General features: G+C 48.6%; 17 protein-coding genes. 7 read left to right on the top strand and 10 right to left on the bottom strand.

The window, feature by feature from the left end; genetic code table 11:
* Nucleotides 1–61: 61 nt before the first annotated feature.
* From IX31_RS02440 to IX31_RS02430, 3 genes are all read right to left on the bottom strand, one after another.
* Nucleotides 62–739, bottom strand: a complete 678-nt coding sequence (locus IX31_RS02440) for a fimbrial biogenesis chaperone (protein ID WP_034455576.1) — start codon at nt 737–739, stop codon at nt 62–64.
* Nucleotides 740–819: 80 nt separating this feature from the next.
* Nucleotides 820–1,350: a fimbrial protein gene (locus tag IX31_RS02435; protein ID WP_034455575.1), complete on the bottom strand. Its 531-nt coding sequence runs from the start codon at nt 1,348–1,350 to the stop codon at nt 820–822.
* Between the two features lie 373 nt (nt 1,351–1,723).
* Nucleotides 1,724–2,356: a winged helix-turn-helix transcriptional regulator gene (locus IX31_RS02430; RefSeq protein ID WP_034455574.1), complete on the bottom strand. Its 633-nt coding sequence runs from the start codon at nt 2,354–2,356 to the stop codon at nt 1,724–1,726.
* Between the two features lie 372 nt (nt 2,357–2,728).
* Here IX31_RS02430 and IX31_RS02425 point away from each other — a divergent pair, with 372 nt between their 5' ends.
* Nucleotides 2,729–3,379, top strand: coding sequence for a helix-turn-helix domain-containing protein (locus IX31_RS02425; RefSeq protein ID WP_034455572.1), 651 nt, complete (start codon nt 2,729–2,731; stop codon nt 3,377–3,379).
* A gap of 173 nt (nt 3,380–3,552) precedes the next feature.
* Here the strand turns inward: IX31_RS02425 and IX31_RS02420 are convergent, their stop codons facing one another.
* The 7 genes from IX31_RS02420 to IX31_RS02390 form a co-directional block, all read right to left on the bottom strand.
* Nucleotides 3,553–7,038, bottom strand: a complete 3,486-nt coding sequence (locus tag IX31_RS02420) for an aminotransferase class I/II-fold pyridoxal phosphate-dependent enzyme (RefSeq protein WP_051880485.1) — start codon at nt 7,036–7,038, stop codon at nt 3,553–3,555.
* A 47-nt stretch (nt 7,039–7,085) separates the two neighbouring features.
* Nucleotides 7,086–7,889, bottom strand: coding sequence for a GNAT family N-acetyltransferase (locus tag IX31_RS02415; protein WP_157837358.1), 804 nt, complete (start codon nt 7,887–7,889; stop codon nt 7,086–7,088).
* A 239-nt stretch (nt 7,890–8,128) separates the two neighbouring features.
* On the bottom strand, nt 8,129–9,541 hold the full coding sequence (locus tag IX31_RS02410; protein ID WP_051880482.1) for an FAD-binding oxidoreductase: 1,413 nt from the start codon (nt 9,539–9,541) through the stop codon (nt 8,129–8,131).
* Complete coding sequence (locus IX31_RS02405) at nt 9,538–10,575, bottom strand: methyltransferase (protein WP_034455570.1); 1,038 nt, start codon at nt 10,573–10,575, stop codon at nt 9,538–9,540. Before IX31_RS02405 ends, IX31_RS02410 begins: the two co-directional genes overlap by 4 nt.
* A 221-nt stretch (nt 10,576–10,796) precedes the next feature.
* Nucleotides 10,797–11,024 carry a hypothetical protein gene (locus IX31_RS02400; RefSeq protein WP_034455569.1) on the bottom strand — a complete coding sequence of 76 codons (228 nt, stop codon included), beginning with the start codon at nt 11,022–11,024 and terminating at the stop codon, nt 10,797–10,799.
* A gap of 103 nt (nt 11,025–11,127) precedes the next feature.
* Nucleotides 11,128–11,868, bottom strand: a complete 741-nt coding sequence (locus IX31_RS02395) for a MerR family transcriptional regulator (protein WP_034455568.1) — start codon at nt 11,866–11,868, stop codon at nt 11,128–11,130.
* An 89-nt stretch (nt 11,869–11,957) separates the two neighbouring features.
* Nucleotides 11,958–13,178 carry a diguanylate phosphodiesterase gene (locus IX31_RS02390; RefSeq protein ID WP_034457070.1) on the bottom strand — a complete coding sequence of 407 codons (1,221 nt, stop codon included), beginning with the start codon at nt 13,176–13,178 and terminating at the stop codon, nt 11,958–11,960.
* A 347-nt stretch (nt 13,179–13,525) separates the two neighbouring features.
* Between IX31_RS02390 and ycgZ the strand changes: the two genes are divergently transcribed.
* The 6 genes from ycgZ (at nt 13,526) to IX31_RS02360 (ending at nt 24,105) form a co-directional block, all read left to right on the top strand.
* Nucleotides 13,526–13,765, top strand: coding sequence for a regulatory protein YcgZ (gene ycgZ, locus IX31_RS02385; RefSeq protein WP_034455567.1), 240 nt, complete (start codon nt 13,526–13,528; stop codon nt 13,763–13,765).
* A gap of 290 nt (nt 13,766–14,055) precedes the next feature.
* Complete coding sequence (locus tag IX31_RS23555; RefSeq protein ID WP_241767158.1) at nt 14,056–14,262, top strand: hypothetical protein; 207 nt, start codon at nt 14,056–14,058, stop codon at nt 14,260–14,262.
* A gap of 37 nt (nt 14,263–14,299) precedes the next feature.
* The gene (locus tag IX31_RS02375; protein ID WP_034455564.1) at nt 14,300–14,578 is read left to right on the top strand and encodes a biofilm development regulator YmgB/AriR family protein; all 279 of its coding nucleotides are present in this window, start codon (nt 14,300–14,302) and stop codon (nt 14,576–14,578) included.
* A 1,114-nt stretch (nt 14,579–15,692) separates the two neighbouring features.
* Nucleotides 15,693–21,017 (top strand): peroxidase family protein, encoded by a 5,325-nt coding sequence (locus tag IX31_RS02370; RefSeq protein ID WP_034455563.1) that lies wholly within the window; start codon nt 15,693–15,695, stop codon nt 21,015–21,017.
* 10 nt (nt 21,018–21,027) lie between these two features.
* Nucleotides 21,028–22,767 (top strand): type I secretion system permease/ATPase, encoded by a 1,740-nt coding sequence (locus IX31_RS02365; RefSeq protein WP_034455562.1) that lies wholly within the window; start codon nt 21,028–21,030, stop codon nt 22,765–22,767.
* Nucleotides 22,768–22,770: 3 nt separating this feature from the next.
* On the top strand, nt 22,771–24,105 hold the full coding sequence (locus tag IX31_RS02360; protein ID WP_034455561.1) for an HlyD family type I secretion periplasmic adaptor subunit: 1,335 nt from the start codon (nt 22,771–22,773) through the stop codon (nt 24,103–24,105).
* The last annotated feature ends 85 nt before the right edge of the window (nt 24,106–24,190 follow it).

Below are 24,190 nucleotides of genomic sequence, written 5' to 3'. Positions count from 1 at the left end.
TAGTTACTTCCCTTATGTAAAGGGGAAATTAATAATGCCTTGTTGCCTGGCTACCGGGTTATTACTGCAATGTGGCGTGGTGGAGATTGCCCACACCGCCGTAATCGTTAATGATTTTCCAGGCCACGCCGCTGCCACCGCCTGCAGGTAACGCAAAGCTGGCATTACTCATCGGTGCCACGTAAGTAGCCTCCGACAGTGTGTTGTTACCGACGGTGACGCTCTGAAAGTTCATATAAAACGGCGTGGGATTACTGACTTGTAGACGGTTCCCGATGCGCTGCCAGGTGAGCTTTTCGGTGAGTTCTTCCGGCACGCCTTTTAAGCTCTGGGGGCGATATATTAGTTTGATGCGCGTTTTCACCGCGATCTGTAGCGTGTTCTTGCTCTGATCTTTCTCAGCCGACGGGATGGACTTAATACTCATCCAATACAGCGTTTCCCTGTCCTGCGGCAGGTTGCCGCCTACCCGGACGACGCGCAGCACATTTTCTTGTCCACCATCGAGGCGAAACAGCGGCGGCGTTATTACAAAGGGGGCTTTTTCTGCGCCATCCGTAGCCGGCTCTACCCAACTCTGAATAAGATACGGTTGCCGGTCTGGATTACTGACCTTCAGCGAAGATTCTTTCTTGCTGCCGTTGTAAATAAGGCGGGTGCCGCCAACAATCATGCCCGCCTGGGCTAACCCAGCGCTTATTAATAACGCTGCCAACAGTGTGGAAGGAATCAATTTCATATTCAATATTCACAAAAGAGAAGGGGAGAGCCGGCTATTTATCAACGGCTCGAATAACCATTCCGGTATTCTGACCAAAATCAGTTATAGATAACGGTAAAGCTTGCCATTGAATTTGCCAGACCTGCCGTCACCGAAGCCGCCGTCGCAATATAACGTGCGACAAAATCCAGATTGTTCATCACCCCGGTGCCCGTATTCAGGTTGTAGCGTTTTGATGCTGTATATAACGGCACAACGGTATTGCTATCGTCGGATAACTGAATACCGACCCCTGAGGCCACACCGGGCTCTTGGGTCAGCGCCAGAACGCTGTTATTACCGGAGATGGAACTGCCATCAAACTTAACGGCGGCAGCGGTGGCGCTAACCGGGCAGTCGGCAAGCTGGAGCGTGAATTTGGTTGCCGCAGCCGTTGAACCTGCGCCAGAAAATGCGCTCCTGTTGACCTGGCCCAATGTCACTTGCAGAGGATTGCTGGGGGTATTAATGACCTGACAGGCAGAGTCAATAATTTCACCCGAAAAATTCACCTGCCCATCGGCGGCCATCGCAGAAATACTAAATACGGACGAAAACATCATTGCTATAGGCAATAGTTTATTATTCATGATTCATCTCCTTGAGTATATTAATTGGTGTTTTTAACTAAGATATTGCATGTTGCGCGGCAATATCTTCTATATCCATAAACATTCACCTCTCTTCGCATTAATAGTAATAGAGGAAATGCCGGTCAATATAAATAATAAAGTGATAATCAGCGCACTTTATGACTATTGAGTGTTTTTATCTTTCTTTTTATTTCTATGGGTATTCTCAGTGATGAGCAAAAATACATCAAGATTTTTTTGAGTGTAATTTTACACCGGAATTTTAAGCGGCTAGGTTATTAACGTGGCTTTGTCGGATGCTCGGGGTTTTAATAAAAACCAATCCATTTATTAACAAATGAAAAACATAAAGTTTATGCCATAGGATAAGTCAGTACTTTAACGGGAGGTGGTAAATCTCCATCAGAATGCCGTTTTCGATTCTGATATACCCTCCTTTTTTCAGCTGCGCCAGTATCTTCATAATACTACTGCGGGAAAGCGATGTTTTTTGCTGAACATAATGGGCAGCAGAAACATTATTTTTGTATTCAGGAGGTTCGCTCATTAGTTCAAGTAACTGAATGCGGGTGATTTCGTATGCGCTGGAAACGTTGAAATAGGTATTTATGGTATAGAGTCGGCTGGTGACCCGGGAAACATGACTGGCCAGTAACTCCCAGAGATTGTTCTCAGCAATAAGTTGCCGAACCTGTACGGTGCTGATAGTTGCTATCTCGGATGTACTATGTGTCTGAATAAATAGCCCCGCCTCAACAGGAAGTATTGCGCTAATACCAATGATCCCAGGGACAAGGAGCGTGCCGAGAAGCAGTTCGTCATTCCGGTGATAAACTTTACAGATGCCACTGCGCACCAGATAACAGTACGAATGGCCATTGATATAAAGGTAAAAGCGGGTATCGGGAGGCGCCGTTATGAAGGTCACAAAGGGCGTGAGCTTTTCTACAAGCTCAACGGTCGCGGAAATATCCTTGCTATGATCGTGATGTATGTTGATCATAAATGCCTCGCCCCATAATAAATGGCTGTTTAAAATATAGCATAAGATAGCACTGCTACGTAGTTTACCAATTTCTTTCTTAATCAATAGTTTGGCTGGGTATCAGCGCGATGCTTTTAATGTAAATATTCCATCAGTAACATCTAATGCGAGCTGTTAATTTATATGCATTTACTTATTGATGGAAATGTCTCTGAGGATGCTGAAGAGAACAGTGGAAGGGCACAGATCATTGATACAACGCGCACAAGTCTTTTTTGGGGTGTAATTTTACACCGTCAGAAAACTTTTAAATTTTATTAATAATTATCATAATCCACTCATCTGGAAAAATGACAGGATTGCGGTTGTTCGTAAACCGCATGACGATTTATGAAAAAAACCTCTATTTTAATTGGTTGCAATATGATGCATAAAAAACCACTGGCTGACATTAATTTGCTTATCAACAGCCTTGCGCCGAATGCAAATAAAATAGTGACTGCTGATAAGCAGTCATTGAATTATAAAACAGGAGGGCAGCACAATTGTTTTTTATTGCATGGCGGCAATGTTACCCTCTATCGTTATGCTGACGGTATGATATTAAATTCAGAAGCGGCACCTTACGTTTTTGGTTTAAGTACGCAATTGGTGGAAAATGACTATCTTTATATCCGGGCGCAGGCCGCATCTGAAATCAGCATCCTCACCATTGAAGAGGCTAACCGGATTATCGACAGGGACAACTTGTGGAAAAACCTTTCTACGCTGTTAATTTATACAGCCACAAGAATTTATGATCACTGTACGAAAATTTCATCGTTATCCTCTTATGAAGTTATCTGCTATCAACTATATGAGTTGATGAATGAAACCGAAGAGGTAAGAAATAGCGTCAGCATCGTTTCTTACATTTTGAGCCGTACATTTCTTTCCCGCAGCACGATTATGAAGATACTGGCCCAGCTTAAAACGGGGAATTATATTGTGACCGAAAAAGGCCTGCTGAAAGCGATAAATAACATTCCTTCACGCTATTAATACTGGAATGGTCATGCGGTTGTAGTGCCGAAGAAGATTTCGCCTTAGCTTATCATGGTGCGCATAATGTATATTATGTTAAATTACATATAAAGGTACATTACTTCACATCTCTAACTGACTTTGCGATAAATCAAGGTGTTCGCTAAGTCCCACGGCACCAATAATCTCCCTCACCCGTCAGCGCTGAAACGCGCGATGATATCCCGCAAACGATCAGGTACATGAGCTGATGTTACAGAGGTTCGCACTGCATATACCCGCTTCGACCATGCGGATGAGATCGGCAATGTATAAACACCGAGCTCAAGGGCTCGCTGGAACAAAGCAGTGACTGCCCCGGCATCGGCGCACATGATTGGGATGATTGCTGTGGACGACCGTCCGGTGTCAAAACCCAGCGCGTTGAGGCTGTCGCGCCAAAGGTCGGCATTGCGGTCAAGTTGTGCTTTCAACACATCTCCTTCCTTTTGCAGAAGTTTCGCGCCTTGCAAGGCAATAAATGCATTGAGTGGGGAAAGACTCGTTGAGAAACTTGCGCCCCGTTGGAACCGCAGGCGCAATAAGTCCTCGGTTCGACACGTAACATATCCACCAGTCGATGCGAGTGCTTTGGCCAATGTGCCGGTGCGAATGTCGATCGAGCCGGGCAAACCAAAATGAGATTCCACCCCAGAGCCATCAATGCCAAGTTGTCCCAGCGAGCAAGCCTCATCGACAATCAGGCGGCAGTCAAAGCGACGTGCAACATCATAAATTGCTGGCAGTTCCAGAACATCACCCTCGATGCTGAAAACACCCTCGGTCACGATTGCTCGAATAGCTTTTGGGGAGCAAGGTGTGCTCGACAGCTGGCTTTCCAGATCTCCAATGTCGTTATGCCGATAGACGGATATTTTCGCGCCGCTCAAAAGACAACCATCAATGAGCGATTGATGACAACTCTCATCGACGAACAAGTGGTCATCGGCGGAAACGACCGCGGCAATCGCTGAAATATTAGCGAGATAACCGGAGCCATATAGCACTGCAGCTTCGCTGCCATGAATTTCGTTTATGGCAGCGATCAACTGTTCGTGCCAGACAGTGAACCCGTTTAGTTCCGCCGAACCATGCGCGCCTAGTGCGTGGCCCTGACCGATAAAGCGAGCGATCTGTGCGCGGGTTTCCGGGTGCCCAGCCAGGCCGAGATAACTGTTCGAACAGCAATGGTCGAGTTCTCTGTGCGCAAAAGAAATGTGTGTCTCGGTAACATCTATCGCCGGTCCGAGAAGATCGCGTGGGTTATCCTCAGGCAAAATGGTGCGTTCTGGCCGTGAGGATAAATCAGGTAAAGCGCGATCAGGGAGTGTTGCCTCTATTTCAGCGATGGACATCCCATTATGGAGCCCATCCAAAACATATTTGTCACGTGACAGATGGCTGACAAGCGCCATAAAGCGTAGTGAATCAATGCCAAGAGCGACAAGTGCGACGTCGAGGGGAGGATTGTTCAGCCCTGTATGCCGGGAGACGAATGCTAAGATCTGCTCAAGTGTTTTAGCGGTCATCTCCCCTGCCCCTGCGGTATTCGCGTTCTTAAGCCCGGTTTCAGATTTCGCCATCTCGGTCAGGGCTCGCATATCGATCTTACGGTTGATCGTCAATGGAAGTTCGTTGAGCATGCAAAGCCGGTGCGGAACCATGTAATGCGGCAACCGTTGCGAAAGCCAGTGACGTAGGTCACCGAGTTCATCCTCTGTCATCGGATTACAAGGAACAATACAAGCGATGAGTGTGAGCAGACCTTCCACCTCAACAACAAGTGTTGCGGTGTTTTTGACTTTAGGATGCTGGCGGCACATGTCATCAATTGCCGTGAGTTCGACACGATATCCGCTGATCTTGTACTGGTCATCCATTCGTCCAGTGAAAATGACACCGTGACACAGTGAAACGTAACCAAGATCGCCAGTTAAGTAAGTCGGGATGTTATGCGGCCCGGGCACGATATCGTTTCTGAATTTTCGCTTAGTTAATTCCGGGTCCCCGACATAGCCAAGAGCAACATAAGGACTTCGCAAAGCGATTTCACCGATTTGGTACGGGAGCGCCATTCCTGGGTGCGTGAGGTCCCGGACAAGAAGCTCAACATTTTTCATGCCACGCCCGAGGGGTACCACATCCGGCAGATCTGCCAAAACATCAGCGTCACGCGGCAATTCAAAAAAGCCAACCGCGCGCTGGGTTTCGGTAGCGCCATATAGATTGATGATTTGTGTATTTGGCGCAATTTTGCGCAGCATGATGGCCTGTGTACGCGTCAAAGCTCCGCCGACACAGAACAAAGCGCGAAGATGCAGAAGCTGGGTTGATGACCCGAGCCACGGCACAAGTGCTGCATTAAGGCAGACAAATTCGATTCTATTATCTGCAAGCCAACGAGAAAGACGCTGGGGTTCATTCAGATCACGCTCGGCCGGGATCACTATGTGCCCGCCGACATAGAGCGGCGTCATAATATCCCTCTGCAGCGGGTCATGCCCAATGCTCGAGCACATACCAAATGCCGCGTCGGTCATGGGACCCAAACGCTCGTCCATCCAGTCGAAAAATTGGGTCAGAGAACTGTAGCGGCCCATAACTGCTTTCGGCACGCTCGTCGTCCCTGATGTCAGTGTAAGGATTGCACAGTCGTCTCCTTGAAAATGGTCTTCACGTATTGGAGGAGCCTTAGCGTTCGGCGAGAGATCGACGGCCGTGACCACGGGAATATCCGCAAGCGCCAGTTCCCGACCGGTCAGATTGATAACCATTGCGGGAGACACAATACGACAGCAAGTTTTTAAATAGTCATCCGGCTGGCGCGGGTCGACCAGGCTTATGGCAAGACCTGCCTTAAATGCGGCAACAACAGACGCCACAAGTGCAGGACCACGAGGAGCAATCACCATCACCCTGGCCCCTTTTGATAGCTGAAGATGCCGCCATTCATTGGCGATACGGTCTGTCATCAAGGCGAGTTCACCATAGCTGATGGACTTATTCCCCGCGATAATTGCAGTTCGTTCGGGAGTCTCTTGGGCAATAATAGAAAAGCGCTTAATGAACAAATCCCCTGTCGTCTCAATGGCCTGCGGCGTGGCTGTTTGATATGAAAGCAGCGAACGAATTATCTGTGTGATGTCGACCGTACTGTTAACAACCGGCAAACACTGCTGTGTTAACCCATACAGTGCCTGTTTCAGCAAGTCCGGGAAGCCAGGATCGTTGAAAGCGCCCCGCTGCTGCATAAAGGTAACGGTCACGCAATTCTGGTTCGTCGACATGTCCAGGAGTAGCCCGGTACGCGGCTGCCAGCGGGTAGCCATCGCCCGGTCTGGAGTTTCGCCGCAGACGATGATGTGTGCGCCAGGAGCTGGTTCACCCTGACTGTTGCGGCTAGCCGTGGCAATCCATTTATGGCAAGCGCTGAGGGTGATGGGGCCTTCTGCTAGCTGTGCCAGATCGAGCGCCACAAATGCACCAGGATTGCGGCATAAGCAAATTTTGCTGGTAAAAACCGCGTCAAAGATACGGTGTAAAGAAACGGCTGCTGCAAGCCACGTCTGCGGGTCGGCGGGCGGAAAACGCCAGACAAAATAGTGATAATTGCTTTCGAAAGCGTCTCCACATTCCACGACATGCTCCTTTCTTTCGATCTGCCAGTTTCCCGGCAAAAATGAGTCTATATATCAACGGTGTGTTTCAAGGTCGGCTCGAAATATGCCAGAACTGGCCGGGGACTCAGGCCATGTCGGGTTTTAAAACGTGGATTGCGACGCCCGGCTTCCAGCACGGACTTGCCTGACGTCAGAGCCTCTTCGAGAATGCCAAGGAATGCGAGATAGAAAGGGCTGATCTGCGGCAAGGCGGTATAGTCGTTTCCGGCCACCCACCAATGCAAAGTTGACTCTTCATCCAGCAAAATCGCCGAGCCGATGAGCTTTCCGTCGAGTCGCTGCTCGAGCACGATTGCATGTTTGCCCATGGCCCGCACGAAAGCCTCGAAAATACCAGGTTGGTAGTAGCCGGCATTACCGTATTTGGCAGCACCCGCACGGGCAAGTTTGACGAAACCTTCGAGGTCGGCTTGCTGCACATCTTTGATACTGTTGACAATACCTTCGCGTTCCGCAATGTGTCTGTAGCGGCGTAGGTTCTGGCGTACATCACTTTTCAGTCGCGCGAGATAACTATCAATATCGGGAACAGACGTGAGATCGATAAGAAAGCGCTCATCAACCGGGACTCCCGTCATGCCTGCTGCGGTAAGAGCCTGGTTTAGCGCACCGGTACCATCGACGTTGGTGAATCCCCATAGTGCAACACCGAGCTCCTCCGCAAGCATCTTCATATTTTGCAGCACTACACCCACGACATCGGCGTCGAGATGACGCGCCAGAATCCAGGTGTCGTAGCAATGCCAGACATGGTTAACGAGGATGGAGGCGCCATTATAGTCAGGGAAATGATCGTTAATCACCCGCATGGGATCTACCCCTTTCAGGAGGTAGACAGGAGTTGCGAAGATTAACGAGCCGTTTTCGTCCTCTCCAGTAAGGTAGTAATGAGCCTTCACGTCGTGTAGCGGAAAAAGCTCAAAAGCACGCAGGAATGTTGAGCGATAGAAGATTGGAGCACCGCAGCTGGCGACCAGTTCATCCCAACGCCCCACTCCCACCTCGTCAATATTGTTATAGGTGTAGATACGCATCGACAGGCAACCTCTCAGGGACAGGAATGAGCAAAGGGGTTATAAAAAACACCCATCGGGTCATAGGATTGGCGCAAGATTACCAGTCGTTCAAAGGTTGCTGCCGAATAACATCGGCTTACTTCATCCCGCCGGCCTTCCAGATCGAACTCGTTGATGTAGGCGCTGGTTGCGACTTCAGCCATGTCGTCATAAAAGCCCTTCAGCCAGGCGGCGTTAACCTGGTCATCCTCGGTGAGATCCCACTGCGCATAAGTTGAGACGAAGTACCTGCCCGAGACAGAGTAAGCAGCTTCCGGCAGTGTTTTTTGCCCACCCAAGACTATCAATGACAGGCTGGCCGGTGATGGTGCCATCGGCAAATGCCGCATAACGATTTTTACCGCGTCGCCGAGGTTGTCGCAGAGAATGTTATCGGTACGAAAGCGTTGCGACACAAGAAGCGCTTTGCCTTGTTCCTGAATTTCGGCAAACCTTGTAGAGGGATTTTCAGTCCGAACTATCGCGTTTGAGAGCATAGGCAGCGAAGCCAATGGTCCCAGAATCAAACTGGCATCATCAACATCCTCAGCGAATGCCATCGCAGTAAGGGCAACGATGCGACCGCAGTCCTCGGCGCTGCACAGCTCGGCAAGTTCTGGTGGCGCAGAAAAAATAGCCACCATCACCTGAAGGCGCGGATCGAGAGACGATGCAACCGCCTCCAGCTCTTGTGTCAAGTGCAGCAAATCGGAGAAGTGAAACAGCCAGGTGTTACTGGAGATCAAACCGGGATGGTCGTAGCAGCGTAGGTGAAAGCGGGTAACGATAAATGGCAGTCCAGGGCCGCCGCCGCGAAGCGCCCAAAAGAGGTCGGGATTGTTTTCGGCATTGATGTAATGCGTTTTGCCATCGGCTGTCACAATATCCGCTGCCAGGATGTTGAAAGTGCTCATTCCTCCCCATGCGGCGCAGTTGATGCCAAGCCCTCCACCTAAAAGGAATCCGCCGATCCCCACTTGTGTGTCATGCCCGACGGGAAAGGCTAGCCCTTCCCGTGCCAGCACCGCAGCGATCAGGCCGCTCCTTGCACCTGCTCCTACGCTCAATCGGTGTGCTGAGCGGTCAACAGTAATGTCGTTTAACTGTGAAAGGTCAAGCAGCAGGCCACCGTCGCATAAGAAAACAGCGCTGTAGCTATGGCCTGAGCCTCGAGCACTGACGGCCAAACCATGGCATTTCGCGAAATCAACGGCCTTCGCCACATCGGTGGTGGTACGTGCTGTGACGATCAGAAAAGGATAATGCTCCGGGGGCCGACCATTCCAGACCAGTCCACATCGGAGCGGTTCATAGCCAGGTGACAATTGGCTGGATACGTGGCCTGAAATACTTTGGGCAAAACATTCTATTTGTGCAGCAGTCGGGACATTTCGCGAGAGGTTCATGGCTTTCGCCCCGTCACAATGCTGTGATAACCGTAAGTCGGGATGATCTGAATGTCACGGAAGCCCGCTTCTTCCAGGAAACTTTGAATCTGCGGGCCCGAATACTGTTCACCCTCTCCCCAGCCGAGCATGATCATGCTCAATGCTGCAGCCGGAAAAGGACCCGTTTTGCCAATATCGTCATAGAGAATTTCATGGACGATGATCCGTCCGCCTGCTTCCATACTTTCAAAGCTCTTTTGGCTAAGAAACTGACACTTATCGGGCTTCCAGCCATGATAAACATGGGAGTAGAAATGTAGATCGGCCTGCGGAAAAGCATCGTTCCACATATCGCCAGGCTGAGCCTTGACGCGCGTCTCAAGACCGTAACGGGTGATAAATTCCTCAGTCACCGGGCAGACTGTAGCAAGATCGAAGACAGTGACCTGCAAATGCGAAACAGCTGAGGCCGCCGTTAAAGCATGAGCACCCGATCCGCCGCCTATATCGAGCATTCTACGGTAGCCGGTGAGATCCAGTTTTTGTATCCATCCGGATGCCGCCGCCACACTGACTGAGTGCATAGCACGAGTAAAAGTTCGAGTCCGTTGGGCATCCTCACGGTGAGTCTGGTAGATGTCCTTAACGCCGTAGGCTCGCGGAGTATCGCTCACGACCGCCGCCATCAGGGCTTCGAAGGAAAAGACCTCATGGTTATCAATCAGGAGATCCCAGTAATGACCGAAATAATTTGCGCTGCTTTCCAGCAGATAATCTTTTGCGAGGGGAGTTAAACAATAGCGATTATCAATGAGGTCAAGAAAACCGAGGGATGTTGAGGTACTAACCAGTATTTGGGCGCCACGCCTGTGCAAATTAAGACCTTCACAGAGCTCATCGAGCGTGGGGTTTTTATCCGCGACGAACTGGAAGAGATTGAGCCGATGCGCAATGAAAAGCGCTGGCAGTCCAAAAATACCAAAGATGACATCCCAAAGCTGGTGGTCATCAGTATGTGGCGCGCGCGCAAGGGCTGGTGATTGTGTCGGCATAGCTATCCTCTTACTCAATTGAATAATTTAGGACACCGATACAACGCCAGCCTACAGGCCAGGACCTCAGCATACTTTTACAATTGAGACTAAGAGTAGTAAAAGGCTTATACCTAGCAATGAATGAAAGGAAAAGAATCGTTTGTTTTTTGTAAAAAAACTGTCAACAAAACGAAGTGAAAGCTACTGACGCACAGTCACCTTCAGTTTCGTTTTACGCGTTAAAATACCTTGGAAGAATAATCGGACTTCACTTCACTCTCGATGTAAGTATTCAGGCCCCATCCTGCCCGAGCCAACTCTTTCATCTTTTCCAGATGTTCAGGTCCTGGATGGCGGAGATCGTAGAGATACACGTGATTATTTTTAAAACGGACTTTGATCGAATTGGTATCAATCTGGAAACTAACAACTTGTGAATCACCACTGATGTTCGCGTAATTTTCCATATTGCATCCTGTTAGCTATGCCTGAACTTGGCCGAAGTTATCTATTAACCACGTTCCGCATTTTTATACAGGGTTATAGCTCACGATTTGGTTATAACTCGTGTTACTGACCTGAATGAAACTTAATGGCAAAACCTTGCTTCTGCCAGTGTTCCAGTTGTTCCTGTTGGCGCAAAGTTAGTACCTTCCCTGTCCAGACAAAAATATGCTGACCTGGAAACAATTCCGGTCGAGGTGAATCCAGAGGGTCTGCCAGCACATCAGGACGCCAGCCATGTTGTGAAAGGCGCCAGGCTTCGAGCCAAAGACGGGTTCTCTCCTCGCTTTCCCAGCCGATCAGTAATGTGTCTTTACCTTCTTTGCTTCGAGAGTCAGCGAGGCACTGGATAACGTACTCAATCAGCAACCCATCAAGAAGGCTAATCATTGCTCTTGAAGTATTTTTATCCAGGCTAAGACATTGACGTACCGGGATAAAAACATGGTCAATGAGGATGTCAACACTAAATACCTGACCTAAAGCTGCAATTTTTGTGCGGAGTTTTGCAGGTTGTACAAGACGCAACACAGTCATCACTTCTTCCTGCTGCGGTCGCCACGCTTCATGGTCATGAGTCGTTGTCTGACTCGCTTCCAACAATGCTTTAACCTTCCCTACGGACACGCCACTTTTTATCAGACGTTTAATCTCTTCGATACGCAGGATATCTTCGTCATCAAACTGCCGATGTCCGCCCTCACTGCGCTGCGGCTTGAATAATCCATAACGGCGTTGCCACGCGCGCAGCGTGACAGGGTTGATTGCGCATCGTTCGGCAACTTCGCCGATACTGTATAAGGTCATTAATCCCTCGTTGTGAGCTTAAAACGTCCATGTCGAAACTAACGACTCCGTGCTGGTTGTACAACCTTTTTTACATTGTACAACCTGAATTAGAGATCTGCTTTCCTTTCTGGCCAGGCTACGGCGGCTATGCCACTTAACTGGGCACGGGCAAACAAGTTGCCCTGAAAATGCGAGATACCAGCTGATTCCAGCCACATCCACTCTTCGGCCTTTTCCACTCCAACCGCCGAAATGGATATTTCAAGCGAAGCGCAGCATTTGATAATGGCCTGGATAATTGCCTGCCGTGGGCCACTTTTATGGACATCTTTAATCAGTTCACGATTAATTTTAATTCTGTCTGGCTGAAACTGTGACAGCAACAATAGCCCGCCAAATCCGGCACCAAAATGATCTATCGCTACGCTTATCCCCGCAGCTTTCAGTTGTCTGATGCCATCGGTGAACTCCTCGATGCGCGATATCACTTCACTCTCAGTAAATTCTACGGTTACTTGCTCTGGAACAAGGCCGTTTATCTGAATCTCTCTTAACAAGAAATCAACAGCACCAGGAATCACCACCAGGGTCATAGGCAACAAATTAACGGAAACAGACTGCTCGCCAAGTTTGAGCGAACTGGCCATCGCAAAGGCGACTTTCTTGCTATTAAGGTCCGCTTCGTAAAGTGCCTTTCCAGTAAACCCTGCAAAATAAGTAGCCGTTGACTCCCCGCCAGCTGTGCGCAGCAAAGCTTCAGTTGACAAAATTTTCTGCGCGAACGGGTCCACCATAGGCTGGAATGCAAAGCTACAATCTGCCGTATTATCAGCAATAATGGCTTGCGTATGAACGTCTTTTTTGTCGGAGATAAACAGCCAGGAATCCGCTGGCGGAATTTCAAAATAGTTTTCTTTTTCAGTCGCTTCAACGAATGTACGTAAAAATTTAAGCGCGCGGTCGTTATAAAACAGCTGGTACTTTGAGGTCCCTTTATCCAGCACAGCTTGCAGCACCTCATCCCTGTCGTACTCCCTCAAATCAAAGAGTTCCATGCCGGTTTTTCCAAACCGCCGCGCAGGAGCGTAATCACAAAGCAACTCAACAATGTTGTAGTGGCGATTATCCCGGCAAATATGTTGATAAATACTCAAAACGCTCTCTTCCGGGCCTTCAATCATCTGAAAGAAATGCGTGCCGTTGAACAGCAGAATGCCCGTCACGTCGGCCTGATCATTTTTAACATTTGCAGCTGCAACCATATCCATAACCGAGTGGAACGGTACGTTTTTACAGATATGGCTGCGATAAATGATGGTAGTAAGCATGCTGTGTCCAATTGAAAGCTGTTTAGGCATTTACAGTAGCAGATGACCTGCCAAACCCCTCATTTAAAATACATTAAAATTAATAACTTATTAACAATAAATGAACGTTTGTACACCTCGCTTACTCGGTTTTTGATCACGCCTTATACACAGAAATGCTGAACCTATACACCAAATGTCGTGAATGCAAATTACTTATCACGCTAACTAGTTGAAAATTAATGTATAGCATTAAAAGCTTAAGCTTTTAAGAAAAATCCTTACGCTTTTCTATGTACAACTTTTTAATCATTGTATAACTTTGTTTGTACATCTTATTAAATACTGCATATTTACAGGAGTGACTGATGCAACAGAACAACTACGTACCCGATACAGCTAATGCTATCACCCGATATTTCTCTAAAGCAGCCCTGCCTTCCCAGCAGGAAACACTCGGGGAAATAGTGGTGGAGATCCTGAGCGACGGACGCAGTTTGAACCGCAAAGCAATCTGCACAAAATTGTTACGTCGGGTTGAAGAAGCATCGGGTCCTGAAGAAGAGAGTCACTACCACACTTTAATTGGCCTGCTTTTTGACCGTTAACTTTAAAACGGTCCTGATAGCGCAAATTACATGGCTTAATAGATCAACACTTGCGGGAGCATTATTTCAGGCAATATAGAAAAGCCTGGCAACCTTCAGCTGACCTCCTGAGCGAGGGCTGATTTCAAGCCACATTTCGGTAACGAAACTCGGTGGCAAGAAGAGACGCAGTTATGAGCAGAAGTAAAAGAGAGCAACTAATCGATCAACTGATTGGAGAGGCAGTTCTATCAATCCTTTACGATAACGGACCCATCAGCACTCGGTCCCTGATTGAAAGACTGCAAACAATGGAAGCGTCAGAAAGAGATGCACAACGGCGAAATGTGATAGCGGATGTGATTGCCGATATCAGTCACCAACGCCTGGGTATCTCGCGACGTAACCCAGTTCCGACTCAAAAGCAGTGGGACATGGATAGCCCGGTTAAACAAAAAAACAAGGCATATCCGTTATTCGACGATAGCCCTGATCCTGGCAGCAGTAAAAAACACTGACTGTCCTACACACTCAACTTACTCATGGTGAAAGTAAATGACTCAGATGACGCTTCATAAATCAGAAATTTATGCCACCCTGCCAAACACGGCTTTAACTGCATATTTTCGTAACGCTGGCGACATGCTGGCTGATGAGGCCGTATTACTTGGAGCGGTAATACGCAGCATTCTTGCTACTGATGGACATTTAACTAATAAAGCCATAATTCAGCGCTTGATCGAGGCAATTGAATCCACTGATGATGTCGTCACCATCGACATCGTGCGTAAAACCCTCGAGATTGTCGTTGACCATACTTTTGATGACATTTAATCGTGCAGCGATAGTATCAATTTTCAACTTTTTGCACGATTGGCTTAAGACAAATAGAAAAGTATGCTGTCATCCCCGCTCCGGGATGACAGCAAATCTTGTGGTAGTGAGATAAAAATTTCGTCTTGAGAATCGATTAACCGCAGACTCACCAGTCAACACCACTGTTTCAGCGCCATTCTGACGCTAAAAATAACCCATCTTTTAATCAATCCGTAACAAATCCAATTTGATGAGTCACGATAAATGCAATGAGTTGGTACCAGCCCTCTTGCTACTTTTATTTTCCCTACACAACGTTAATGGTATGGGTGTTGTTGGTTTTTATTCGAATAATGAACATGTTTAATTAGCATGCTATTTACACAGCATTATTACGTTATGAAAATAACCTGCCATCGAAACACTAATATTAGCGAGATATGAAAGTAGTAGCATAAATACTTTGCCGACTAAAAATCGGAACGTAAAGAAATGAAAATATCACTTGCCGTTATGACTGATGAGATTTTTTATCATTTGACTTTTTTTGGTAAGATGCTAAACACCCAAGGCATAGATGTTAAATTTAACAATTATATTTATCAATAAGTTGAGTCGATTTTCGCATCTTATTCAGCTGAAAAAAATCTTGCCTCCCTCCACTCTTACATTAAAAAAGTAACGCATTGTGATTACTGCTCTACTGAATTGTTTCAAATTTTATTTTTTCTCATAAGAAAGTATGAGAGAAGTAACCCAAAGAAAAACCATAGTTATGAATATAACAAAAGTGTCATGCAGGGTAAAAATCTCAGCCAATATACGAGTAATCAATATTTAAAACCCTCCGCCTTGAATGCATCTGCAAATTCAAAAGGTCAAGGCTGCCTGTAACTTACATAAAATTATCTTTGCGAACGAAGGAATAAACTTATTCAGCTAAGTATTTTTACAGGGAGAATAACTCTTATAAGGTAGCCAATATTTTAAATTACATAACATGGACATTGGTTGCGTCATTGCAACTCGATAATTCATTTCAATACACACGGTTCATTCGCCTGCCCTTTTTTGAAAAAGGCAGGAAAGAGTGATGATAGCTAGTTCAAAGTAAAGATAGGGGTAATTATTTATGGCCTCACAATATGACTTTACTGTCACGCTGCACGATCTTGCTTTTATTCTCAAGCAGATAAAAATATCTGAAGCAGCGACAAACCCAGACGGTAGTATTAATGGCGATGCACTCCGGGACTTAGTTTCCAGTCCGTTGTTACCCTACGGTATTCGCACCGTAGATGGCTCCTGGAATAACCTTTTACCGGGTCAGGAGCTATATGGTTCAGCCGATCAAAACATGCCAAGACTCACCGCGTTGAACTGGCAAGATGCGGATGCCATGACCAGTTATACTCAACTCGGTGGGACGGTCATTGACGCAGACCCGCGTATTATCAGTAACTTGATATCTGACCAAACCGCGTCAAACCCGGCAGCAGTCGAAGCGCATAACAACTTACAAGATGCCCCTGGAGGTGGAACCACATCGGCAAATGGTAGCCTGTCGATTCCTAACCTGTCTCCTGATGTGGGCTTGTCCCCTGCTTTCAATGGCTGGATGACACTATTCGGGCAATTCTTTGACCACGGTCTGGATTTAATTCCAAAGGAGGGAAACGGCATTGTATTCATTCCGCTGCAACCCGATGACCCCTTATATGTGGAAGGGTCGCCCACTAACTTTATGGTATTAACCAGGGCAAAAGTTGATGCCAACCATGAAACTGTAAACCTCACCACTCCATTCATCGATCAAAACCAAACTTACACCTCCCACCCGTCACATCAGATATTCATCCGCGAATACGTCATGATTGATGGCAAGCCTGAACCAACCGGCAACTTATTAGGCGGCGCAAACGGTGGGCTGGCAACCTGGGCTGATGTCAAAAACCAGGCTGAAACCCTGCTCGGTATCAAACTCACCGATCAGGATGTGTTTAATGTTCCGCTGCTGGCCACTGACCGTTACGGCAACTTGATCTTAAGTGAGAATGGCAAAGTGCAGATCGTTACCACCGCTGGGTTAGTTGAAGCGAATGGTGATTTCTTACCTGCCGGAACGCTGCGCACCGGGCATGCATTCCTTGACGACATTGCCCACACCGCTGCGCCAAAAGCCGGGCTGGTAGCTGACAACGATGATGTCATTGGCGGCGCTCAGCCAGCCGGAACTTATGATGACGAGCTGCTCGATCGGCACTTCATCACCGGTGATGGGCGCGGTAATGAAAACATCGGTTTAACCGCGGTGCATGCCGTATTCCACAGCGAGCATAACCGCCTGGTGGAAGAGTATAAAACCACCCTGCTGGCAACCGGTGATATTGACCTTATCAACCAATGGCTGATGCCAGCGCACCAGATAACGGAACTGCCAGCTGATACCAGCACCCTGGTCTGGAACGGTGAGTATTTATTCCAGGCAGGCCGTTTCACCACGGAGATGCAGTATCAGCACCTGGTCTTCGAAGAGTTCGCCCGCACCGTACAACCTGCAGTCGACCCGTTTGTCTTCTCCAACACGGCAGACATTAACCCGCTGATCTTTGCTGAGTTCGCACATGTGGTTTACCGTTTTGGCCACTCGATGCTGACAGAAACCGTGGCGCGTACTGATATTGATATGCAAAACGGTGACATTGGCCTGATTGAAGCGTTCCTGAATCCGGTTGCTTTTAATGAAATTAACGGTGGTGCGGTTTCCGACGAACAAGCAATTGGCGCGATTGTTCGTGGCATGACGCGGCAAGTGGGTAACGAAATTGACGAATTTATTACCGATGCACTGCGAAACAACCTGATCGGTTTACCGCTTGATTTAGGCGCTCTTAACATTGCTCGTGGCCGTGATACGGCAATGCCAACACTGAACCAGGCCCGTGAGCAGTTCTTTGAACTTAGCGGTAACAGTGAACTACGCCCTTATACCAGTTGGGCCGACTTCACGACTTACCTGAAAAACCCGGCCTCCATCATCAACTTTATGGCCGCCTACGGCCAACATGAGCTGATTCTTGGCGCTACCACCATTCAAGGCAAACGCGATGCGGTGAACTTCTTGCTGTTTGGCGATGGCACTTCTCAACCGCCTGCCGATGCGATGGATTTCTTCAACAGTACTGGCGCATGGGCGACAAAAGAGTCCGGCCTGAACATGGTCGACTTCTGGATTGGCGGGCTTGCCGAGCGGAAAAACGAGTTTGGGGGGATGTTGGGCTCTACCTTCAACTTTGTCTTTGAAACGCAAATGGAAATGCTGCAAGACGGCGACCGCTTCTACTATCTGAGTCGAGCTCAGGGGCTGAACATGCTCAATGAGCTGGAAGCCAACTCATTCTCCGCGCTGGTTATGCGTAACAGCGACCTTGGGGAAAATGGCTCATCTCACCTGCCCGCTAATCTCTTCCAGACCCCAGACCATATTTTCGAAGTGAATCGGGCACTGCAGACGGAAGCTGACCCAACGTGGGGTAACCCACTAAAAGATCTGTTAACGCCTTTGCTGACCCGGCGCGCGGCCACACAGGACGTTAACGGCGATGGCGCAGCTGACGGCGCTTATCTTAAGTACACCGGTGATGGGCATGTGGTGCTCGGCGGTTCTGCGGGTAACGATACGTTAATCGGCGGTAAAGGCATCGACAGCCTATGGGGCGATGGTGGAGATGACCGCCTGGATGGTGGCGATGAGGCAGATGTGGTCCACGGTGGCGATGGTAATGACATTATTACCGACACCGGCACACCCGTTGGTGATGCAGACTTCCTGCACGGCGACGCAGGTCACGATGTCATCTTCTCCGGTAACGGTAACGATCTGGTATTCGGCGGCAGCGGCAGTGATTTTGTGGTTGTTGGCGAAGATGCCCAGGAAGTCTTTGCTGGCCGGGACAATGACTTTGTTCTGGGGGGCTCCGGCGCTGACGCCCTGCTTGGTAACGAAGGCGATGACTGGCTGGAAGGCGGTGACGGGTTTGACTCGTTGACGGGCGAAAACTCCGAGCTGTTCTTCAACAGTACGATAGTTGGCCACGATGTGCTTAACGGCCAGGGTAACGACACGGACTACGATGGCGAAGCAGGCGACGACATTATGGTTCAGGGCCCCGGCATTCAGCGCAACAATGGCATGGCCGGTTTCGACTGGGCAATCCATAAAGGCGACCCACATGGTGCTAATTCCGACCTCGGCATTCCGATTTTCGTTAACCAGCAAGAGTTTATCCTGCGGGATCGCTTCGATCTGGTTGAGGGGCTTTCGGGCTGGAAACACAACGATGTGTTAGTGGGCACCGAACAGCCTCTTGGGACCGCACCGGTTCTTGGCACCCCGCTCTCCAATAATCTTACCCAGGAAGGAGCTGACAGGATTAGCGGTCTTCAGGCCGTACTCGGTGTCGCCCACTCAGCGGACCCGAATGCAGTGTTGCTTAACCCCGATGATGGCAGCGATATTTTGCTCGGTGGTGGTGGAAGTGACCGCATAACCGGTAAAGCGGGCAACGACATTATTGATGGCGACTCGTGGTTGAACGTGCGAATTGCGGTCAGTGGGATGCCGGGCATCACCAGTGCGGACAGCATGAACGAACTGAAATCTTACATGCTGGCTGGCACCTTAAAACCGCACCAACTCTCTATAGTGCGTGAGATCTTGAGTGAGGGTAATGGCTCTGAAACTGACGTTGCGGTGTACCGCGATATCAGTAGCAACTATGCCTTTACACGTATGCCCGATGGCAGCCTCCGGGTTGACCATGCTACCCCCGATGCCGCATTGAATTTTGATGACGGTATTGACCGCCTGCTGAACATCGAAAAACTGGAGTTTGGCAACGGTGAACAGTTGTGGGTAACGGCGCAACAGGCGACAGGCAATCTCACCATTGATAACCCAACCCCCGAAGTTGGCGACCTCCTGCGAGTCAACCTGGCGAATTTGCAGGATGGGAACGGTATTGCGGCTAACGCAGCTATCACGCTGACATGGCAGGCATTTACCAATGGCCAATGGCGTGATCAGGCCGTCGGTGAGGAGTTCAGAGTACCTGGCGCTATTTTGGGTGCTCCACTGCGTGTGGTTGCCAGTTTCAGTGACCGTATGGGAGATGCTGAAACCCTGGTTTCGGCTCAAACCCAGGCCGTTATGGTGCGCGACCAGCCGACTACCGGTGCCCCGGTGATTAATGACCTCACACCGACCGAAAGCGTCACACTGACGGCTGTTGTCTCCGGTATTGCTGATGCGGATGGTTTGACCGGCGGTAACTTTAGTTATCAATGGAGAATGAGCACCGCGACCGGGTTTGTGAATATTGTTGGCGCCACTGCGGCTACCTTCACTCCGGCTCAGGCGATGGTTGGCAGGACTCTGCAAGTGGTGGTGACAGTCACAGATGATGAAGGAAACGCACCTGTTGTCCTCACATCTGCCACTACCCAGCCTGTTGGCGATCTTATTGTGGGCTCTAACGCCGGTAACACTCTCATCGGTACAGCATGGAGTGACATCCTGCGTGGTGAAGGCGGTAACGATACCCTGCTTGGACGTGCGGGTGACGATTTGTTGGTAGGTGGTGCAGGCAACGACAGCCTGTCAGGTGAAGCGGGACAAGATACCCTGCAAGGGGATGCTGGCAACGATGATCTTGATGGTGGTCTGGGGGCAGACAGCATGGCCGGTGGCGCCGGAAATGATAGCTATATTGTTGATAACGCAGGTGACATCGTTATCGAAGGTCTCAATGCCGGGACAGATATTGTCCAAACCGGCCTCGCAAGCTACGACTTGACCGATAACATCGAAGAACTTGTGTTTACCGGCCAGGGAAGTTTCATCGGTACCGGGAACGCGATTGCTAACACCATCACTGGCGGTAATGGGAATGACTCTCTGTTTGGGATGGGAGGCAATGACCAACTGATAGGTGGGAACGGTAATGACTTCCTTGATGGTGGTGATGGTGCCGATAACCTCCAGGGCGGGATTGGCAACGATGTGATGATTGGTGGAACGGGTGCCGATATTCTTTCTGGCGGCACTGGTAACGATATCCTCAACGGCCAGGCGGGTAATGACACCATGGACGGCGGCACCGGTAATGACATCTTCGCCTTCAGCACAAGCTTTGGGCAAGACCGCATCACGAGTTTCGATAGTAATGCCGTTGGTGGGCAGGATTACCTCGATTTAAGTTTGTTAGGTATTACTGCGGGTAGTTTTAACGGCAACGTCGCGATTACGGGAAGCAACGGTAATACCGTCGTTACCGTTGGTGCGGATGTTATTACTTTAGTCGGCGTGAACTCAACCACCGTTAATATCGGTGATTTTATTCTCGAAATACCGTCAACCTTTGCCGCTAATAATGGCAATAACTCACTGATTGCGTAAGGAGAAGACTATGTCGCGCCAGCATACGCCAACAGAACTGAAGAGTGCATTAAAGGGGACTAAACCGACCTTTATAATGCTGTTGTTTTTTAGTTGTGTAATTAACATGCTTATGCTGGCGCCGGCAATATATATGTTGCAGGTCTATGACCGTGTTCTGGTCAGCAAAAATACGACCACTTTACTGATGTTGACGTTACTTATTGTCGGTATATACATCGTAATTGCGATGATTGAATCGGCCCGTTCAAGCGTCATGATTAGGCTTGGTAATCGGCTCGATGTCAAAATGAATAAGTTAGTCTTCAATGCTGCATTTAAACGAAAAGTTGCTACTGGCGATAGTAACCCTGCCCAGGCTTTAGCCGAGCTCGATCAAATTCGTCAGTTTCTTTCTGGCAGCAGTCTATTTGCGCTGCTGGATATTCCGTGGACACCGGTATATTTATTCATTGCCTTTCTTGTCCATCCTCTGTTGGGATACCTCTCTTTAGGAGGGATAACAATATTATTTATCCTGACCCTGGTTTCTGAATTTTCGACCAAACGCCCTATTCAGCAAGCACATGCGCTAACTATCAATAATGCCAGCAAACTCAATAAACAATTACAAAACTCCGACACTATAGAAGCGATGGGAATGCTTTCCACCCTAAAACATCACTGGGGGGAGCAGCATGACAAAGTGCTGGTTTTACAAACACAAATTGCCGATAAAACGGCTGGATTAAACAGTTTAAGCCGCTTTGTGCGAGTACTGCTGCAATCTATTGCGCTGGGTGCTGGGGCCTTACTGGTGATCGGAGGCCAAATTACCCCAGGGCTGATGATTGCCGCCTCCATCATTCTCGGGCGTGTACTGAATCCGGTGGAACAAATCATCGGTAGCTGGAAACAATTTGTGCAGTTTCGTAGCGCATGGCATCAGATATCAACTTTGCTGAAGGAATACCCGGTACCAAAAGAAGTTCTGACCCTGCCGCGTCCGAACGGAAATATCAGTGTTGAAGGTATTTTTGCCGCAGCACCAGGCCAACATGCACCACTGCTACGTAATATCTCATTTCAACTCGAGAAAGGTGAAGTACTGGGTATTATCGGCCCTTCGGCATCAGGGAAAACCTCACTTGCTAAGTTACTGGTCGGCGTCTGGAAACCTTTATCCGGTAAGGTTCGCCTCGACGGCGCGGATATTTGCCAGTGGGATAAAGAGTTGCTTGGCCCCTCCATCGGTTATCTTCCACAAGATGTTGAATTATTCGACGGCAGCATCGCACAAAACATTGCCCGTTTTGCCGAAAACGACAGCGAACTTATCGTCGCAGCCGCAACTTTGGCCGGTGTGCATGACATGATTCTACGTCTCCCCCAGGGCTACGACACGCCTCTGGGTGCAGGTGGACACCAGTTGTCCGGCGGGCAACGGCAACGTATTGGGCTTGCGCGCGCGGTCTACAACAATCCGGCATTCGTCGTTCTGGATGAGCCAAATGCCAATCTGGATGATGCCGGTGAGTTTGCTCTCGTCAAAGCGATTAATACGCTGCGCACACAAGGCCAAACAACCGTCATTATCTCGCATCGCCCGACACTGCTCGGCGTGGTCAATAAAGTCTTATTACTTAATGACGGAGCCATGCAAGAGTTCGGAACCCGCGACCAGGTTTTTGCCAATCTACGGCAGGCCAATATATTAAAACCGGTAGCGACCTCCTCTCCATCGAGTACTGAACAGCAACGAGAGGCCTGATGAATGAAAAAGAATAATAAAGACACTGCAACCCCCGCTTCCGGCAGCGTTGATACCAATATCTGGCCACCAATACTGCGTGGAATCATCGTTATAACACTTGGCGTTGGTGGTTTCTTATTATGGGCTGTGCAGGCTCCTTTAGATGCCGGTGTAGTGGCTGACGGGACGGTGACGGTTTCAAGCCACCGTAAAACTATTCAGCATTTAAGCGGTGGGCGAGTCACCGATATTTTTATTAAAGAAGGCGATTTAGTTAAAAAAAACCAGGTGTTAGTGCGGCTGGATAAAATGCAACTTGGCATGCGTTACAGCACGTTAAATGCACAATATATATCAGCAAAAAGTATTGAAGACCGTTTACTGGCAGAAAGAGATGGGCTGGAAGTTATTGCCTTCGACAATACACTGACACAGCAATTTCCGGACAATAAACGCCTGGCAGCAGTCAGAAATTTGCAGGGAAAATTATTTGATACGCGTAGAAAAAACATCCAGGATGAGTTGTCCATGATTCAGGAAACACTGGATGGCCTTGTTGGGCAAATCGAAAACCTGAATAAAATAAAAAGCTATCGGGATCACCAATCGACTCTGATCAATCGAGAACTGGGTGCTATTCGAGCGCTTAGCGAAAAAAACTACTATCCAAAAGCACAATTGCTGGTGCTTGAACGCGAAGCCGCTGAAATATCCAGCAACGTTTCAGAAGATATTCTGAATATCGCCAAATTAAAGTCACAACAAAATGAACTGAAGATCAAAGCGTATCAGGTGCGTCATCAATATCTGCGGGAAGTAGAATCAGAGCTTACGGAAAAGCAAAAAGAAGTCGCAATGCTTGAAGATGAATTAGTTTCGACTCGACATGAACTGGATAATACGGAAATTCGTTCACCTATTGACGGCATCGTTCTGGACGTAAAAGTCAGTACTGTGGGCGGTATTATTCAGCCAGGAGAACATTTAATGGATATTGTTGCCGCAGGGCAACCTCTGCAAATAGATGCAAAAATACCGGTACATGCCATTGATAAACTGGTTCCGGGGTTGATGGTTGATGTGCTGTTCCCTGCCCTTAACCATGCTTTATTGCCATCAGTTCCTGCGCGCGTGTTAACTATTTCGGCTGACCGCTTAATCGATGAAGCCACGCAGCAGCCCTATTACCTGGCAGAAGTTCAGGTCTCTACAGAAGGTGTGCGTTTGTTGGGGGATTACAAAATTAAGGCAGGCATGCCGGCGAGTGTGACGATTAAAACCGGAGAGCGAACATTCTTGAGCTATCTGTTCAAGCCATTAATCGCTCGCCTGGAACTGGCGTTTAAGGAGTACTGATGCCATCCTGTCTAAGGCGAGTGGCCATAGTGCCACTCGCTACCCGTCATACTTAAAGCGGCAGGTGCGTTGGCAGCTCTCAGTC

This window comes from Buttiauxella noackiae (assembly GCF_000737905.1).
Taxonomy (GTDB): Bacteria; Pseudomonadota; Gammaproteobacteria; order Enterobacterales; family Enterobacteriaceae; genus Buttiauxella; species Buttiauxella noackiae.
This window is presented reverse-complemented; position numbering and strand designations above follow the sequence as displayed.